We start from the raw sequence: 16,523 nt of genomic DNA on the forward strand, positions 1-16,523 counted from the left end.
GTCAATCTCCAGCCTGGCCGGGCCAGTTGTCAAGGTTTCAGCCATGGACGGGAGCCGTCGGGGAGATGAACCGGGCGGCATGGGTTCATATCCGTCTAGGCTGAGCGGCGTAACCGAGTGTCGTGCCGGAGCGACGTGACGTGTCCATGCGGGCCAGTGGGTCCGTCCCGGGCCGCCGTCCGCGCGGGGTGCGGCCCTCCAGGCGCTACGGCCTCCCCGGCCCTAGGAGTACCCCTCGATGTCAGACAGCTCCTCCCTGCCCCCGCTGCGGCCCACCCCCGAAGCGGAGCTGGCGCGCGACGCGCTGTCCACGCCGTTGCTCTCCCGGGCCGTCCGGCTGGCCCGCTGGGCCGGACCCGGGACCCGGGTGGATGCCGGGGGCGGGCTGGTGGACGACCAGCTCGCCCCGGCCGCCGAGGCGCTCGGGCTGACCGGCGACGACGCGGCGGCGCTGGCGAGCGAGGCGTGGCGGGTGGCGGTGGACACCGGGCTGGTGGAGATCGAGGAGGCCGCGGAGGTCGCGGAGGTCGCGGAGTCCGAGCAGGGGGCGGAGGACGGGGGCGATGGTGACGAGGGGGAGGGTGGCACCGTCGTTGCCGGTGAGGAACTGGCGCTGCTCACCGCCGGGTCCCCGCAGGATGTGCTGGGGGTGTGGCTGACCGCGCTGGACACGGTGCTCGCCGACGCGAGCGTGCCCGACCTGGACGACCTGGTCGACTCCCTCGACGCGAACGGCACGGTCGACTTCTCCCGACTGGACTGGGACCCCGAGGCCGAGAGCGAGTTCCTCGACGGTGTCCTCGGCAACCTCTATCTCCTCTCGGTCAGCGAGGAGGGCCCCGGCGGCGACCCCATCCCGCTGCCCGCGCTGGCCGCCTCGGTCATCGTCCCCAGCGACATGGGCGAGCCCACCAACGATGTGCTGGAGCAGGTCTCCGACGCGATGATGCGGCTGGACGACCAGTTCCGGCTGCTGGAGCCGATCGGGCTGGTGGCCTATCGGCCGGTGGACGAGGCGCTGATGGCGGAGGAGGAGGCGGTTGACGGGGCTGTCGACGGCGCTGTCGACGGGGCTGTCGACGGGGAGGGTGCGGGCGTCGACGAGAGCGATGTGGCGCGGTACGGGATGGTCCGGCTGACCCCGCTCGGCCAGTACGGGCTGCGCGCCCGGCTGCTGGAGAACGGCATCGACGCACCGGTCGTCGGGGACCTCGCCGACAAGGGCGCGGACGCGCTGCTCGACGGCACCGCGGCGTTCGGGCCGCGGGCCGCGCGCGCCGAGACCGAGCAGTGGCTCGACCGGCGTGATCCGCTGCCCGCCGCGCGGGAACTGCTGGCGGCGGCGCGCGGCGCGGACGCCGGGGCACCCCTGCGGCGGCTGCGCTGCCAGCAGGCGCTGTCCCTGGTCGGCGTCCGGGCCGAACCCGCGCTCCGGGAGGTCCTGGACGACCCCGAGCTGGGCGGCCTCGCCCGGGTCTGGCTGACCGAGCACGGCGCGAGCGACGTACCGCCGCCGTCCCAGGCCATGATTTTCTGGCTGACCGTCGACACGGTCGCCGCGCAGCTCGCCGCCGAGGGCAACTCCGAGGAACTGCGCGAGCTGGTGGAGGGCCTGGCCGCGCAGCACAACGGTTTCTTCGACGCGGCGTGGCGGGTGGAGCATCCGGCCACGGCGGATGTCCTGGAGGCGATGGGCCGCCTCCACCCGGACAAGAAGATCGCGAAGGAGGCCCGGAAGGCGGCGTTCAAGGCGCGGTCGCAGAACGGGGGGTGAGCGCTGCCGCGCGGGGTGGGGGTGGGGTGGGCTGGGGTGGGCTGGCGGGGGTGAAGGTGCCGGGCGGGGTGTGGGTGCCCGGCGTGGGGGCGAGGCGGATCGGCGTGGGTGAGGTGGACCGGCGTGGGTGAGGTGGACCGGCGGGGGCGAGGGCGCCGGTCGGGGGGAGGGGTTGATCGGCGGAGGTGAGGGTGCGGGGCGGGGTGAGGTGGGTTGGCGGGGGTGAGGGGTGCCGGGCGGGGGCGACGTGGACCGGTGTAGGTGAGCGCGCCGGTCTGGGGGGAAGGGGGCCCACCGGAGGCGATGGTGTCGGCGATGGCGCCGGTCGAGGACCAGGTGGCCGACGACGACCAAGTGGCCCGGTGAGGACCAAGTGGCCCGGTGAGGACCTGGTGGCCCAGCGAGGGCGAGGGTGCCCGGCGAGGGCGAGGTGGCCCGGCGAGGGTGAGGGTGCCCGGCGAGGGCGACCCCGCCCCGTGAAGGCACCTCCCACCCCCAAGGCATCCCAACCCCGTTCCCCTCCGTTCAACCGGCGTTCAGGCTCGGGCGGAACATTGGCGCCGGTTCACGCACGCCACCCCCCACGGCACGACCATCCCACGGCACGACCATCGCGCTCCACGGCACGCACGCCCACCGTTCTCAGGAGACAGCATGTCGCTCACCCGCAGGGACTTCGCCAGGAACTCCGCGATCACCGGCGCCGGGGTGGCGCTGGCGGGCAGCGTAGGCGCCCTCGCCACCGCGCCCAACGCCCTCGCCGCCACCGAGACCGACACCACCACCACCGCCCCTGGCACAGGCACAGGCACGGCAGACGGCCACGCCGACGGCACCCTCTCGGCGGACCGGCACGTCGGCATCGGCTACGGCCCGCTGCTGCCCGACCCGGAGGGTCTGCTCGCGCTGCCCGCCGGATTCTCGTACGAGATCATCACCTACAGCGGCCGGACGACGCTGGAGTCGGGCGAGTTCACGCCCTCGAACCACGACGGCACCGCCGCGTTCGACGGGCCGCGCGGAGCGACCCTGCTGGTCAACAACCACGAGATAGGCGGCCCCCGCACCAGAGCCGCCCGCCCCGTCCCGCTCACCGAGGGCCTGGTCTACGACCCCGCCGCGGCTGGCGGCTGCACCGTCGTCGAGGTGCGCCGGAGCGGCCAGGTCGCCGAGTGGGTCGGCGTGGCGGGCACCGCCACCAACTGCGCCGGCGGCACCACCCCCTGGGGCACCTGGCTGACCTGCGAGGAGACCGAGGACAAGGCCGGGTCCAACGGCATGACCAAGGACCACGGCTATGTCTTCGAGGTCGACCCCGAGGACCGGCGCGCCAACCGGGACCCCAAGCCCCTCAAGGCGCTCGGCCGGTACGCCCACGAGGCCGTCGTCATCGACCCCAGGCGCGGTCACGCCTACCTCACCGAGGACGCCTCCAACCCCAACGGCCTGCTGTTCCGCTGGACCCCGCCGGAGGGCTTCCGGCACGGCCGCGGCCGGCTGCGCACCCTCGCGGACGACGCCGGCCGCTTCCAGGCGTTCAAGTGCTTCGACTCCGGTGGCGGCTTCGTCGACGACCTCTCCCGCGCCTCCCGGATCGGCACGGTCTACGGCGTCGACTGGGTGGACGTCCCCGATCGGGACGCCCGTACCGTCTCCGTGCGCAAGCAGTTCACCGCCGGGCAGGTCACCCGCTGCCGCAAACTGGAGGGCATGTGGTGGGGGGACGGCGGGGCGTACATCGTCTCGTCCTACGCCCGTGCCGAGAGCCCCGGCGAGGCGCACGACGGCCAGGTCTGGTTCTACGACCCCGGGCGCCGCACCCTCACCCTCAAGGTCCTCATCGGCGTCAACCCCGACCCGTCCGCCGACGGCGCCTACGACGGCCCCGACAACATCACCGTCTCGCCGTACGGCGGCCTGATCATCGCCGAGGACGGCGACGGCGTCCAGCACCTCTTCGGCGCCACCGACCGCGGCCGGACGTACCCCATCGCCCGCAACGAACTCAACCTCGGTACCCCCGAGGAACCGGAGTACAGCGAATTCACCGGGGTCACCTTCTCGCCCGACGGCAGGACCCTCTACGCCAACATCCAGACGCCCGGCATCATGCTGGCGATCACGGGACCCTGGAAGCGGCAGCGGCGGTAACGCCATAACGCCATAACGCCATAACGCACCACCGATCACCGATCACCGATCAGGGTCCGGACACCGGCCACTGGGAACCCGGTACGCACGCACCCACCCACCCAGGCACCGGACGTCCGGACCCTTCCCTTCGCCTCCGTTCCCCTCCGTTCCCCTCCCTTCTCTTCCGGGCTACTGACATCTAACATTTCAATCATGCCCGCGCTACGGCCCGTCGGCCGCACCCTGCTCCGGGACCGTGCCTACACCGCCCTCCGGGACGCGATCGTCGCCGGGGAGATCGCCCCCGGCACGGTGGTGCGGGACGCCGAACTCGCGGAGCGGCTCGGACTGTCCCGGGCGCCGGTGCGCGAGGCGTTCTCCCGGCTGGTGGACGAGGGGCTGCTGGAGAGCAAGCCGCAGAGCTACACCCGGGTGACCCCGGTCGTCGCCGCCGAGGTGCGGGACGCGGCGGCGGTGGTCGGCGCGATGCACGAACTCGTCACCCGGATCGCCGTCCCCCGGCTGCGCCCCCCGGACCTGGACCTGATGCGCGCCGCCAACGACCGCTTCGCCGCCGCCGTGGCCGCCGGTGACGTGGACAGCGCGCTGCGCGCCGACGACGACCTGCACGACGTACCGCTGCGGGTGAGCGGCAATCGCGCCGCCGCCGCGACCGCCGCCCGCTACACCCCGCTGATCCGCCGCCTGGAACGCCGCCGCTTCGGGGAGGGCGGCACCTGTCGCTCCGCCGGTCTGCACGAACAACTGATCGAGGCGTGCGCGGCCGGGGACACGGACGAGGCGGTCCGGATCACCGCCGACATCTGGCACACCCTCGCTGACATGACGGAATCCGACCCTCCTTCCCCATCCCCTTCCCCTTCCTCCTCTCCCTCCTCTTCTCCGTCCTCCCCTTCGTCCCCAGGAGCCCCGTCATGACCACGGCCACCCTCGCCTCCCACGACCGCTACCCCCTCCTCTTCGGCCCCTCCCCGGTGCACCCGTTGGAACGCCTGACCGAGCGGCTCGGCGGGGCCGCCCTGTGGGCCAAGCGGGAGGACTGCAACTCCGGGATCGCCTACGGCGGCAACAAGACCCGCAAGCTGGAGTACCTCGTCGCGGACGCCCTCGCCCAGGGCTGCGACACGCTGGTGTCGATCGGCGGGGTGCAGTCGAACCACACCCGGCAGGTCGCCGCGGTCGCCGCGCGGGCGGGGCTGAAGTGCGTGCTGGTGCAGGAGAGCTGGGTGGACTGGCCGGACGCCGTCTACGACAAGGTCGGCAACATCCTGCTCAGCCGGCTGGCCGGGGCGGATGTGCGGCTGGTGCGGGCCGGGTTCGGGATCGGCTTCAAGGAGAGCTGGGAACAGGCACTCCGGGAGGTCGAGGAGTCGGGCGGGCGCCCGTACGCGATCCCGGCGGGCGCCTCCGACCACCCGCTCGGCGGACTGGGCTTCGCCCGCTGGGCCTACGAGGTCGCCGAGCAGGAGCGCGAACTCGGGGTCTTCTTCGACACGGTGGTGGTGTGCTCGGTGACCGGTTCGACCCAGGCGGGCATGGTGGCCGGGTTCCGCGCCCTGGAGGAGGCGGGCGGACGCCCGCGCCGGGTGCTCGGCATCGACGCGTCGGCCGATCCGGCCCGTACGCGGGAGCAGATCGCCCGGATCGCCGACCGCACCGGCCGCCTCATCGGCGTACGGGCCGCGCTGACGGTGGCGGACGTGGAACTGGACGAGCGGTACCACGGGGGGACCTACGGCATCCCCGACGCCCGCACCCTGGACGCGATGCGGCTCGCCGCCCGCACGGAGGGGATGATCACCGACCCGGTCTACGAGGGGAAGTCGATGGCCGGGATGGTGGATGTGGTGGAGCGCGGGGAGATCGGACCGGAGTCGACGGTCCTGTACGCCCACCTGGGCGGGCAGCCGGCGTTGAACGGGTACAGCGGGTTGTTCTAGGGGGCGGGTCCTCCGGCGTCGGGGCGCCTCGGTGTTCGGGTCCCCCGGCGTCGCGGTGCGTCGGCCTTCGGGTCCCCCGGCGTCGCGGTGCCTCGGCCCTCGGGCCCCCGGCGTCGCGGTGCGTCGGTGCCCTTGCGCCCCGGTGCTCCCGTGTCCCGGCCGGGCGGCATCTCCGGGCGGCCTCTCCGGGCGGACGGGCAGGGGTCGGCCGCGGGCGGGTCGGCCGGGCGGGTCGGCTGGGTAGAGTCGGGGAGGCGGGCCCGCGGTGCGGGCCCTGTTCCCGAGGAGTGCAGGATGGCGCAGGTCAGGCCCATGCGGGCGGACGCCCGGCGCAACCACGAGCGGCTGCTGAAGGTGGCCGCGGAGGTCTTCGCCGAGCAGGGCGAGCAGGCGTCGCTGGACGAGATCGCCAAGCGCGCGGGCGTCGGTTCCGGCACGCTCTACCGCCATTTCCCGACCCGCCAGGCACTGCTGGAGGCGGCCTACGTCGGCCGGATCGAGGCGCTGGCCGCCCGCGCGGACGTGTACGCCGCCGAGTTGCCGCCGGGCGAGGCGCTGCTGGCCTGGCTGGGCGAGATCGGCCTCGGCATCATCCAGGTCGGCGGCCTGCGGGCGCTGCTCGGCTCCGCCGTCACGGACGGCGACACCTACGCGGCGACGGTCTGCGGTACGACGCTCAACGGCGCGGCGGAACGCCTGGTCGGCGCGGCCCGCGCGGAGGGCACCCTGCGTCCCGACGTGGAGCCGGTGGAGATCCTGCGCCTGGCCCACGGCCTCGCGACGGCGTCGGAACTGGCGGACGGGGAGGGGCGGCACATGGGGCGGTATCTGCGGTTGTTGATGGAGGGGTTGGGGACGGGGTTGGGGACGCGGCCCGGGACGCGTCGGACGGAGGAGGCCCCGGCCTGATCCGGAAGGCGCCGGACGCCGGAGTCCGGAGTCGGAGTCCGGAGTCCTGTGTCCTGCGTCCGGTCGGTCCCGGCGCGGGCCGCGCGGCCGGCCCCCGTGCCATGTCTCAGATCTGATCGTTATGCCATATGGCCAGGGCGAGGGTGGTCCTACCCCCAGGTGGATCCCTCGTCCTGGTCCTTCTGGCTCTGGGCAGTGAACAGGGTGCAGGCCGGGCCCCCGCAGAAGCCTGCCGCGGAGGCCGTCACCCTGTCAGCCGCAGACCCCGCCCCGCCGACCCCTCAGAGCGCCGCGCCCGCCGGCTTCACCATCTGCCGGACCGTGCGCCCCTTCACGAACTCGCCCACCGCGGTCATCTCCCACTCCCCGGAGTACTGCCGGATGAGCTTGGCCATCATGACCCCCGTCTGCGGCTCCGCGCTGGTGAGGTCGAAGCGGACCAGCTCCTCGCCGGACCCCGCGTCGATCAGGCGGCAGTACGCCTTCGCGACCTCGGTGAACTTCTGGCCGGAGAAGGAGTTGACGGTGAACACCAGGCCCGACACCTCCTGGGGGAGTCGGCCGAGGTCGACGGTGATCACCTCGTCGTCGCCACCGCCCTCACCCGTGAGGTTGTCCCCGGAGTGCCGGATCGAGCCGCCGAGGATCTGGAGCTTGCCGAAGTAGCAACTGTCGAGGTGGTTGCGCTGCGGGCCGAACGCGATGACCGAGGCGTCCAGGTCGATGTCCTTGCCCCGGTACGCCGGCTCCCAGCCGAGCCCCATCTTGACCTGGGACAGCAGCGGCCGACCGCCCTTGACCAGCGACACCGTCTGGTTCTTCTGGAGGCTGACCCGGCCCTTGTCCAGGTTGATCTTCCCGCTGCCCGGCGCGGCGGCCTGCGGCGCGGGCGGGGCCGCGGGGGCCGGCGGCGCGGCCAGCCGCGGATCCACCGGCATGGACGCGACGGTCGGCGTGGCCGGAGCCTGGGCCGGCCGAGCCGTCGGCTGCGGCGGTGCCACCTGCTGGGGCGGAGCCACCTGCTGCGGCGGTGCGGCGGGCGCGGCCGGCTCCTCGACCGTGACACCGAAGTCCGTGGCGATCCCGGCCAGGCCATTGGCGTACCCCTGGCCGACCGCGCGGGCCTTCCAGACGCCGTTGCGCCGGTAGATCTCCACGATCACCAGCGCCGTCTCCGCGCCGAGCTGCGGCGGCGTGAACGTGGCCAGCACCCCGCTGTCGTCCGCGTTGCGGATCGTGGCCGTGGGCTCGATGCCCTGGAAGGTCTGCCCGGCCGCGTCCGGACTCGCCGTGACGACGATCTTCTCGATGCCCGGCGGGACCGCCGCCGTGTCCACGGTGATCGCGTCGGGGGTCGCACCGCCGCCCGAGCGATAGGTCACACCCGGCCCCTGGGGCTGGTTGTAGAAGATGAAGTCGTCGTCGGAGCGCACCTTGCCGTCGGCGGTGAGCAGCAGGCCCGATACGTCGAGCCGCACCGGTGCGGAGACGTCCACCGTCACACGCGCGGCGGCGAGAGGGATGTTCGAGCCGGGGGTCATAGCTGTCATACCCGATGAACGAGCGAGTACGTTTTGCCGTTCCCTTACCGGACGGCCGATCGGGTCACATCGAACGAATCGCTCCACACCGACCACAAGCCTCTGACCTCCCCTACCCTCCCCTACCCTTCCCTCCCCCTCTCCGCCCTGCCCCTTCCCTCAGTCGTCCAGGCTCCCCAGCGCCGGATCCACTGCCGTGCCCGTCAGCGCGCTCGCCCGGTCCGATGCCCTGAGCGCCGCGACCTGCGCCGGCTCGTCCAGCGTGAGCAGCCGGCGCGGACGGGTCCGGGCCGCCAGATGCTCCGGGTCCGGTCGGAGGTCCGGGTCCCCGCCCGGCCGCCGTGGGCCCGGTCGGCGACCGCCGCCCGCCGCCCCTCGCCCGCCGCACGACCGGGGCGGGCGGCGGCATGCCGGGACGGCTAGGGCACGACCAGGATCTTCCGGCCGACCCCCGACGCGAACTGCTCCAGCGCCTGCGGGTACTGCTCCAGGGGCAGCCGGTCACTGATGAACACATCCGGATCGAGCACACCGTTCGCGAACAGTTCCGCCGCCCGCTCGAAACTGTGCAGCACGGCCATCGAGCCGGTGATGGTGATCTCCTGGTTGTAGATCCGGTACGGATCGATGGTGACCCGGGTCGCGTAGTCGGCGACGCCGAACTGAAGAAACGTCCCGGCCTTGGCGACCCGGTCCAGGCCGTCCTGGATGGCCGCCGCGTTGCCGGTGGCGTCCACGACCAGGTCCCAGCCCTGCGGCCGGTCCAGTTCGTCCGGCCCGGCCGCCGCACCGGAGACCCCGAGCCGACGGGCCGTCTCCAGCCGCTCCGGGTTGAGATCGACCACGTCCACGCTCGCCGCGCCTGTTCGTTTGGCGAGTTCGAGCATCATCAGGCCCATGGTTCCGGACCCGTAGATGAGCACATGAGCACCCAGGCGGGACTGGAGCACGTCATAGCCGCGTACCGCGCAGGACAGCGGCTCGATCAGGGCGGCGTCGGCGGTGCGGATGTGGTCGGGGAGTTTCACACAGTTCGCGACCGGGGCGAGCGCGTACTGGGCGGCGCCGCCTGACGTCGTCACCCCGATCGCCGCCCAGCGTTCGCACAGGTTGCTGTGGCCGTTGCGGCAGTAGCGGCACTCGTGGCAGTAGAGGGAGGGGTCGACCGCGACCTGGTCACCCGGTGCGACCTCGGTGACCCGGGTGCCGACGGCGACCACCTCGCCCGCGAACTCGTGGCCCGGCACGATCGGCAGCTTCGGCGCGAACTCGCCCTGGAGGATGTGCAGATCGGTGCCGCACAGTCCGCACGCGGCGACCTCCACGACCACCTCGCGCGGTCCCGGCGTCGGATCCGGGACCTCGGCGACGACGGCCCGGCCCACGGACTCGATGACGGCGGCCTTCATTTCACGGCTCCCAACGACAGGCCCTGGACCAGCTTGTCCTGGGCGGCGAACCCCGCGGCGAGCACCGGCAGGGAGATCACGAGCGACGCGGCGCACACCTTCGCCAGGAACAGGCCCTGACTGGTGATGAAACTGGTCAGGAAGACGGGCGCGGTCTCCGCGACCACCCCCGTGAGCACTCGCGCAAACAGCAGTTCGTTCCAACTGAAGATGAAACAGATCAGGGCGGTCGCCGCGATCCCGGGCAGCGCGATCGGCGCCACCACCCGCGCCAGGATCGTCGGGAGCTTCGCCCCGTCGACCCGCGCGGCTTCGATGATCGCGACCGGCACCTCGGACAGGAACGACTGCATCATCCACACCGCGATCGGCAGATTCATCGAGGTGTAGAGGATGACCAGCAGCCAGATGTTGTCCAGCATGCTCACGTTCTTGGCGAAGAGGTAGATCGGCAGCAGCCCCGCCACCACCGGCAGCATCTTGGTCGACAGGAAGAAGAACAGGACATCTGTCCACTTCTTCACCGGCCGGATCGACAGCGCGTACGCCGCCGGCAGCGCCAGCAGCAGCACGAGCAGCGTCGACGCCACCGAGGCCACGGTCGAGTTGATCAGCGACGGCCAGGGGCTCGCCCCGCCGCCCGCGCCGAAGAACTCCCGGTAGCCGTCCAGGGTGAGCGGGGCCAGCAGGGACGGCGGATTGGTCGCCGCGTCCTGCTCCGAGTGGAAGGACGTCAGCGCCATCCAGGCGATCGGCAGGAAGAAGACGATCCCGGCCAGCCAGGCCACCAGGCCCAGACCGAACCCCTTGCGCTTGCGGACGCGTACGGCGACGGTGCTCATGCGCGGCCCACCTCCTCGCGGAACAGGGACGACACCACGCGCAGGGCGAAGGTCGCGATGATGATGGAACCGATGACCACCAGCACACCGGCGGCCGAGGCGAGCCCGTTCTCATGGGCCTGGTAGAAGCTCTGGTAGACGGTGTACGGCAGGTTGGCGGTGCCGAGACCGCCCGAGGTGATCGTGAACACCGCGTCGAAGTTCTGCACGATGTAGATCGAACCGAGCAGCGCGCCCAGTTCGAGATAGCGGCGCAGATGCGGCAGCGTCAGATGGCGGAAGATCTGCCAGTCGCTGGCGCCGTCCACCTTCGCGGCCTCGATCTGCTGCTGGTCGCGGCTCTGGAGCCCGGCCAGCAGGATCAGCATCATGAACGGCGTCCACTGCCACACCAGGGCCATCTCCACGGCCAGCAGCGGCGTGTTGGAGATCCAGTCCGGCTGTGGTCCGCCCACATAGCTCAGCAGACCATTCAGCAGGCCGTACTCGGGGTTGTAGAGCACATGCTTCCAGAGCAGCGCCGCAGCCACCGGCACCACCAGGAACGGGGCGATCAGCAGCGTGCGGACCACGCCCCGCCCCTTGAACTTCCGGTCCAGCAACAGCGCCAGCAGCAGCCCGAGGACCAGGCTGGCCAGCACCACGGCCACCGTCAGCAGGATCGTCGTCCACACCGAGCCGCGCAGATCCGCGTCGGTGAGCACCTCGGAGTAGTTGCCGAACCCGGCGAAGCTGCGGGCGTCCGGATAGAGCGAGTTCCAGTCGAAGAAGGAGATCACCAGCGTGGCCACGAAGGGGAGCTGGGTGACCGCGATCATGAAGACCAGGGCGGGCAGCAGCGGCGCGCGGGTCGCCCAGGCCCTCAGCCGCGCGGACGGCTGCGGTGCGTTCGGGCGGACCGTGGGAGTGGCCACGGGGGCCGTGGTGGTGGCGCTCATCGTCCCTCGTACTCCTCTGCGATCTCTTCGGCGAGCTGCTGGGACCGGTCGAGGGCGTCCTCGACGGACTGGCGTCCGGCGATGGCCGCGCTGATCTCCTGGGAGACCTTGGTGCCGAGATCGGTGAACTCGGGGATGCCGACGAACTGGATGCCGGGCGCCGGACGCGGCTGCACCCCGGGATCGTCCGGCCGTGCTCCTTCGATCGCCTCCCTGGTCATTTCCTGGAAGGCCGCCGCCTCCGCGCGATAGTCGGGGTTCTCGTACGTCGATGCTCGTTTCCCGGCGGGAACGTTCGACCAGCCGATCTGATCACCGACGAGCTGTTCGTATCCCTTGCCGGACGCCCAGGACACGAACTGCCATGCCTTGTCCGGGTTGCGGGAGGTGTTCTGGATGCCCCAGGCCCAGGTGTAGAGCCAGCCGGAGGACTCGGTCTCCTCGACCGGCGCGGGCGCGTACCCCACATTGCCCTTGACCGGTGAGTCGGCGGCCTCCAGGAGGCCGGCCGCGGAGGTCGCGTCGTACCACATGGCGACCTTGCCCTGGGTCATGTTGTTCAGGCACTCGGCGAAGCCGGACTGGGCGGCGCCGGACTGGCCGTGCTCGCGGACCAGGTCGACATAGAACTTCGTCGCCGCCAACCACTCGGGGGAGTCCAGGCGCGCGTTCCAGCCCTCGTCGAACCAGGTGCCGCCGAAGGTGTTCACGACCGTGGTGAGCGGTGCCATCACCTCGCCCCAGCCGGGCAGCCCGCGCAGACAGATGCCGTTCATGCCCTCCTCGGCGCCGTCGAGCTGCTCGGCGAGTTCGCCGACCTGGGTCCAGGTGGGGTTGGCGGGCATGGTCAGGCCCTCTTGTTCGAAGATGTCCTTCCGGTACATCAGGAAGGACGACTCGCCGTAGAAGGGCTGGCCGTAGAGCCTGCCGTCGTCGCCGGTCAGCGACTGGCGCATGGGCGTGAGGACGTCCTCCTCGTCATAGCCCGGGTCGTCGGCGACATAGGAGTCCATCTCCCGGAGCCAGCCGTTGCGGGCGTAGATCGGTATCTCGTAGTTGGACAGGGTGGCGACGTCGTACTGGCCGGCCTGGTTGGCGAAGTCCTGGCTGATCTTGTCGCGGACGTCGTTCTCCGGCAGCACGGTGAAGTTCACCTTGATGCCGGTCTCCGCGGTGAAGTGCTCCGCGGTGAGCTTCTGCAACTCGACCATCTGCGGGTTGTTCACCATCAGGACGTTGATGGCGTCGCCGCCGGATCCGGACCCGCCCGCGCCGACCCAGCAGCCGGAGAGCAGCGGGGCGAGCAGCGTCCCTGCGGCGACCGTGGCGAGCATGCCTCGCGGCCTCCGTCGGCTCTGGGTTCGCATGGTTCGCTCCTGAAGATATAGGGGCATAAGGGGCGCTGTGAGGGATGAGGGCGCCCCTTGGGGAGGTGGGGAGAGGAAGGGGGAGGGGAGGGGAGGAGGACGGGAGAGGACGGGAGGGGTGGGTGGTTCTGTTCGTTGTTGTTCGTCTGTTCGTCTGTTCGTGCGAGCTGGTTCTCGCGACCCGTGCGGTGGGCCGCTCAGACCCGGATGACCTGCGGTCCCAGCAGTGAGTAGCGGTGAGCCTCCGTCGTCGGCAGCAGGGTGCTGGTCACGATCGCCTCCAGGGAGCCGATCTCCGCGAACCGGCAGAAGCTGACCGCGCCGAACTTGGTGTGCACCCCCGCGAAGACCGTCCGCCGCGCCGCCCGCACCGCCTGCGCCTTGACCTCGCTGACGGCCGGATCCGGGGTGGTCAGCCCGTGCTCACGGGAGATGCCGTTGGCGCCGATGAAGGCGAGATCGAGAACGAACCCGGCGAGCATCTTCGTCGTCCAGTGGTCGACGGTCGCCAGCGTCCCGGAGCGCACCCGGCCGCCGAGCAGCAGCACGGAGAAGCCCTCCGCCTCGGCGAGCGCGCCCGCGACCGGCAGGGAGGCGGTGACCACGGTCAGCGGCCGGTCCCTGGGCAGCGCCTCCGCGATCAGTTGCGGGGTGAAGCCCTCGTCGACGAAGACGGTCTCCGCGTCCCCGACCAGTTCGGCCGCCGCGGCGGCGATCCTGCGCTTCTCGGGCACATGGCTGGTGGCCCGGAAGGCGAGGGTCGTCTCGAAGCCGGCGCTCTCCACGGGATAGGCCCCGCCATGGGTACGGCGGACCAGCCCGTGGTCCTCCAGGGCGCGCAGATCCCGTCGTACGGTCTCCCTGGCCACACCCAGTTCGTCGGCCAGCGCGTTGACATCGACCGAACCCGCGCGCCGAGCCGCCAGCACGATCTCGCGCTGACGCTCCTCCGCGGTCCTCGCCGTCATGGCCGACACCTGCCTCTGATCGAATGTCCGTGATCGAATGTCCGTCATCGGGCGCACCCGATCGGATGTCCGTGATCGGATGTCCTTGATCGAACCGGTTGATCGAAACCGGTTGATCGAACTCGCCGATCGAATCCGCCCAGCGATTCCGCCGATCGAACGCGCCCAGCGAACCCGCTGCACGCATCGGCTGATCGAGCATGCTGCCCGTTCGGGCCCGGTGGAACCCTTGGGGGATGTTCTACAGCGAGCGTCCGGCACTCACCAGGTCTGTTGCGGGCCCGATACTGCCCGTATCTGCCCGATCGCGTCCATGGATGCCCGTCGCGGACCAGCGTGATTGCGGGTCAGGGTGTGGGATCGGGCGGTACGCGCGCCCGAACGGGGCGCCCGGCGGGCCCGTTCACCGCCCGTTCGGCGCTGGCATCCGGTCGGGGCGGACCGGCGGCCGGTGTTCGGGCGGGACGGGTGTGTCCGTACGAACAAGGGTCTTGTGACCGTTCGGGCAGGGCAGGGCAGGGCCGGGCAGTGCAGGCAGGGCGGAGCGTGTGCGGGCGCGTGTGCGGTGCGGGCGCCGGGGATGGCCGCCGGGCGCGGGCGTCCTGCTGAGGGGCGGGCGGCGGTCAGTACGGCCAGATCGGGGGGTCCGTCACGAACTGGCCGCCCAGGTAGGCGTGCGCCTCGTTGTCCGGGTCCAGTTCGCCCTGTGCGGCGATCAGTTTCGCGGCGAACGGTTCGGAGTCGTCCTGCGGCTCGTAGCCGAGGGCCCGTGCGGAGGTGAGGTCCCACCACAGCCGGGTGTTCGCGGAGGAGCCGTAGACGACCGTGTGGCCGACCCCGCGGGCGCTCAGGGCGGCGTGGAAGAGGCGGGCGCCGTCGGCCGGGCTCATCCAGACCGAGAGCATCCGCACAGTGGTCGGTTCGGCGAAGCAGGAGCCGATCCGCACGGAGACCGTCTCCATGCCGTACTTGTCCCAGTAGAACTGCGCGAGATCCTCGCCGAACGCCTTGGACAGGCCGTAGAGGGTGTCGGGGCGGCGCGGGGTGCCGACCGGGATCAGCGGCTCGGCGCCCTGGGGGCGGGGAGTGTAGCCGACCGCGTGGTTGGAGGAGGCGGACACGATCCGCGCCACCCCCGCCTCGTGCGCGGCCTCGTAGAGGCGGTACGTGCCCTCGATGTTCGACCTGAGGATCTTCTCGAACGGGGCCTCCAGGGAGATCCCGGCCAGATGCAGGACCGCGTCGACGCCGTCCACGGCCTCACGCAGGGCGGCCGTGTCGTTGAGGTCGGCGGTGATCGCCTCCGGGGCGCCCTCGACCGGCCGGACGTCGAACAGGCGCAGTGCGTAGCCATGGGCCGGGAGCAGGTCGCGCATGAGGGTGCCGAGTCCGCCGGCGGCGCCGGTGAGCAGAACGGTGCGGGGCGTGGTGCGGGGCGCGGGCATCCTCGGTCTCCTCGGCTGTCCGGTGGCGGCGGTTCCCCGGTCCTGGTCGGCGGCACTCGCCCAAGAGGGGCCGCATGCGTAGATGTCATTCACATGCGTGGACACGCTAAGGAGCGGCGCCTGTCCCCGTCAAGTACCCGGTACGGCCGCGGAATCCGCTGGTGCGTCGGGGGTTGACGCGCTTGACCGCCCCCCTTGTGCCGCCTTAGCGTGAGCTTGTTCAGAAACATGGACGCAGATCATGAATATGGACTAGGGAGAGCCCGTGACGACAGCGCCCCTCGCCGACCGCCTCAGTGCCCCCAGCGGGCCGCTGTTCTTCCCCGTCACGGCCTACGGACCGGACGGACAGGTCGACCTCGACGTCTACCGCGCGCATGTGCGGCGCGGTGTCGAGGCCGGGGCAGCCGCCGTCTTCGCCTGCTGCGGCACCGGCGAGTTCCACGCGCTCACCCCCGAGGAGTTCGAGAGCTGCGTCCGCGCCGCCGTCGAGGCGACCCAGGGGCGGGTCCCGGTCGTCGCGGGCGCCGGCTACGGCACCGCCCTCGCCGTGCACTACGCCCGGCTCGCCGCCGCGGCCGGCGCCGACGGACTGCTCGCCATGCCGCCCTACCTCGTCGTCGCCGGACCCGACGGGCTGCTGCGCCACTACCGGGAGATCGCCGCCGCCACCGCCCTGCCCGTGATCGTCTACCAGCGCGACAACGCCGTGTTCACCCCCGAGACGGTCGTCGCGCTCGCCCGCACCGAGGGGATCATCGGCTTCAAGGACGGCCTCGGCGACCTCGACCTCATGCAGCGCATCGTGAGCGCCGTACGCCTCGACGGCCCCGACGGCTTCCTGTACTTCAACGGACTGCCCACCGCCGAACAGACCCAGCTCGCCTACGGCGGCATCGGCATCGACCTCTACTCGTCCGCCGTCTTCTGCTTCGCCCCCGAGATCGCGCTCGCCTTCTTCCGGGCCGCCGCCACCGGCGACCGCGACACCGCCCACCGCCTCCTGGACGGCTTCTACAAGCCGTTCGTCGAACTACGCGCCCAGGGCCGCGGTTACGCCGTCTCCCTGGTCAAGGCGGGCGTCCGGCTGCGCGGCCTGGACGTCGGCGAGGTCCGCCCACCGCTGCACGAACCAGCCGAGGACCACGTCAAACAGCTCGCCCGCCTCATCGAGCGCGGACACGGCCTCCTGGCGGAGCACCCGTGACGGCCCCGCACCGCGTGACCGCCCCGCAC

13 protein-coding genes are annotated in these 16,523 nt (G+C 71.7%); 6 read left to right on the plus strand and 7 right to left on the minus strand.

What is annotated here, in order from left to right; all coding sequences use genetic code 11:
• Positions 1 to 238 precede the first annotated feature (238 nt).
• The 5 genes from AB0O01_RS15455 to AB0O01_RS15475 all read left to right on the plus strand — a co-directional run bounded on the left by AB0O01_RS15455 (position 239) and on the right by AB0O01_RS15475 (position 6,777).
• Positions 239 to 1,774: a hypothetical protein gene (locus tag AB0O01_RS15455; RefSeq protein WP_365313584.1), complete on the plus strand. Its 1,536-nt coding sequence runs from the start codon at positions 239 to 241 to the stop codon at positions 1,772 to 1,774.
• Positions 1,775 to 2,428: 654 nt separating this feature from the next.
• Positions 2,429 to 3,925: an alkaline phosphatase PhoX gene (locus AB0O01_RS15460; protein ID WP_365313585.1), complete on the plus strand. Its 1,497-nt coding sequence runs from the start codon at positions 2,429 to 2,431 to the stop codon at positions 3,923 to 3,925.
• Positions 3,926 to 4,120: 195 nt separating this feature from the next.
• Positions 4,121 to 4,846: a GntR family transcriptional regulator gene (locus AB0O01_RS15465; RefSeq protein ID WP_365313587.1), complete on the plus strand. Its 726-nt coding sequence runs from the start codon at positions 4,121 to 4,123 to the stop codon at positions 4,844 to 4,846.
• Positions 4,843 to 5,868: a 1-aminocyclopropane-1-carboxylate deaminase gene (locus tag AB0O01_RS15470; protein WP_365313589.1), complete on the plus strand. Its 1,026-nt coding sequence runs from the start codon at positions 4,843 to 4,845 to the stop codon at positions 5,866 to 5,868. Before AB0O01_RS15465 ends, AB0O01_RS15470 begins: the two co-directional genes overlap by 4 nt.
• Positions 5,869 to 6,162: 294 nt before the next feature.
• Positions 6,163 to 6,777 (plus strand): helix-turn-helix domain-containing protein, encoded by a 615-nt coding sequence (locus AB0O01_RS15475; RefSeq protein ID WP_365313590.1) that lies wholly within the window; start codon positions 6,163 to 6,165, stop codon positions 6,775 to 6,777.
• Between the two features lie 281 nt (positions 6,778 to 7,058).
• Here the strand turns inward: AB0O01_RS15475 and AB0O01_RS15480 are convergent, their stop codons facing one another.
• From AB0O01_RS15480 to AB0O01_RS15510, 7 genes are all read right to left on the minus strand, one after another.
• Positions 7,059 to 8,318 (minus strand): TerD family protein, encoded by a 1,260-nt coding sequence (locus tag AB0O01_RS15480; protein ID WP_365313592.1) that lies wholly within the window; start codon positions 8,316 to 8,318, stop codon positions 7,059 to 7,061.
• 419 nt (positions 8,319 to 8,737) lie between these two features.
• On the minus strand, positions 8,738 to 9,727 hold the full coding sequence (locus AB0O01_RS15485) for a zinc-dependent alcohol dehydrogenase family protein (RefSeq protein ID WP_365313594.1): 990 nt from the start codon (positions 9,725 to 9,727) through the stop codon (positions 8,738 to 8,740).
• Positions 9,724 to 10,569: a carbohydrate ABC transporter permease gene (locus tag AB0O01_RS15490; RefSeq protein ID WP_365313596.1), complete on the minus strand. Its 846-nt coding sequence runs from the start codon at positions 10,567 to 10,569 to the stop codon at positions 9,724 to 9,726. Before AB0O01_RS15490 ends, AB0O01_RS15485 begins: the two co-directional genes overlap by 4 nt.
• On the minus strand, positions 10,566 to 11,507 hold the full coding sequence (locus AB0O01_RS15495; RefSeq protein ID WP_365313598.1) for a sugar ABC transporter permease: 942 nt from the start codon (positions 11,505 to 11,507) through the stop codon (positions 10,566 to 10,568). The genes AB0O01_RS15490 and AB0O01_RS15495 overlap by 4 nt, the downstream gene beginning before the upstream one ends.
• Positions 11,504 to 12,874, minus strand: a complete 1,371-nt coding sequence (locus AB0O01_RS15500) for a sugar ABC transporter substrate-binding protein (protein ID WP_365313600.1) — start codon at positions 12,872 to 12,874, stop codon at positions 11,504 to 11,506. Before AB0O01_RS15500 ends, AB0O01_RS15495 begins: the two co-directional genes overlap by 4 nt.
• Positions 12,875 to 13,071: 197 nt before the next feature.
• Entirely contained in the window at positions 13,072 to 13,842 is a 771-nt protein-coding gene (locus AB0O01_RS15505; RefSeq protein ID WP_365313601.1) for a DeoR/GlpR family DNA-binding transcription regulator, read from the minus strand.
• Positions 13,843 to 14,465: 623 nt separating this feature from the next.
• Positions 14,466 to 15,287: an NAD(P)-dependent oxidoreductase gene (locus tag AB0O01_RS15510; RefSeq protein WP_365313603.1), complete on the minus strand. Its 822-nt coding sequence runs from the start codon at positions 15,285 to 15,287 to the stop codon at positions 14,466 to 14,468.
• A gap of 265 nt (positions 15,288 to 15,552) precedes the next feature.
• On the opposite strand from AB0O01_RS15510, the gene AB0O01_RS15515 reads away from it, so the two are divergent.
• Positions 15,553 to 16,494: a 5-dehydro-4-deoxyglucarate dehydratase gene (locus AB0O01_RS15515; RefSeq protein WP_365313604.1), complete on the plus strand. Its 942-nt coding sequence runs from the start codon at positions 15,553 to 15,555 to the stop codon at positions 16,492 to 16,494.
• The last annotated feature ends 29 nt before the right edge of the window (positions 16,495 to 16,523 follow it).

Origin of the sequence: Streptomyces sp. NPDC093252 (assembly GCF_040683675.1) — a bacterium.
In the GTDB taxonomy this organism is placed as follows: Bacteria; Actinomycetota; Actinomycetes; order Streptomycetales; family Streptomycetaceae; genus Streptomyces.

What these genes read in the sequence shown, in the direction of transcription:
- AB0O01_RS15480 (WP_365313592.1), bottom strand. Translation starts at nt 8,318, where the DNA reads ATGACCCCCGGCTCGAACATCCCTCTCGCCGCCGCGCGTGTGACGGTG.
- AB0O01_RS15505 (WP_365313601.1), bottom strand. Translation starts at nt 13,842, where the DNA reads ATGACGGCGAGGACCGCGGAGGAGCGTCAGCGCGAGATCGTGCTGGCG.
- AB0O01_RS15485 (WP_365313594.1), bottom strand. Translation starts at nt 9,727, where the DNA reads ATGAAGGCCGCCGTCATCGAGTCCGTGGGCCGGGCCGTCGTCGCCGAG.
- AB0O01_RS15475 (WP_365313590.1), top strand. Translation starts at nt 6,163, where the DNA reads ATGGCGCAGGTCAGGCCCATGCGGGCGGACGCCCGGCGCAACCACGAG.
- AB0O01_RS15490 (WP_365313596.1), bottom strand. Translation starts at nt 10,569, where the DNA reads ATGAGCACCGTCGCCGTACGCGTCCGCAAGCGCAAGGGGTTCGGTCTG.
- AB0O01_RS15460 (WP_365313585.1), top strand. Translation starts at nt 2,429, where the DNA reads ATGTCGCTCACCCGCAGGGACTTCGCCAGGAACTCCGCGATCACCGGC.
- AB0O01_RS15495 (WP_365313598.1), bottom strand. Translation starts at nt 11,507, where the DNA reads ATGAGCGCCACCACCACGGCCCCCGTGGCCACTCCCACGGTCCGCCCG.
- AB0O01_RS15500 (WP_365313600.1), bottom strand. Translation starts at nt 12,874, where the DNA reads ATGCGAACCCAGAGCCGACGGAGGCCGCGAGGCATGCTCGCCACGGTC.
- AB0O01_RS15470 (WP_365313589.1), top strand. Translation starts at nt 4,843, where the DNA reads ATGACCACGGCCACCCTCGCCTCCCACGACCGCTACCCCCTCCTCTTC.
- AB0O01_RS15510 (WP_365313603.1), bottom strand. Translation starts at nt 15,287, where the DNA reads ATGCCCGCGCCCCGCACCACGCCCCGCACCGTTCTGCTCACCGGCGCC.
- AB0O01_RS15455 (WP_365313584.1), top strand. Translation starts at nt 239, where the DNA reads ATGTCAGACAGCTCCTCCCTGCCCCCGCTGCGGCCCACCCCCGAAGCG.
- AB0O01_RS15465 (WP_365313587.1), top strand. Translation starts at nt 4,121, where the DNA reads ATGCCCGCGCTACGGCCCGTCGGCCGCACCCTGCTCCGGGACCGTGCC.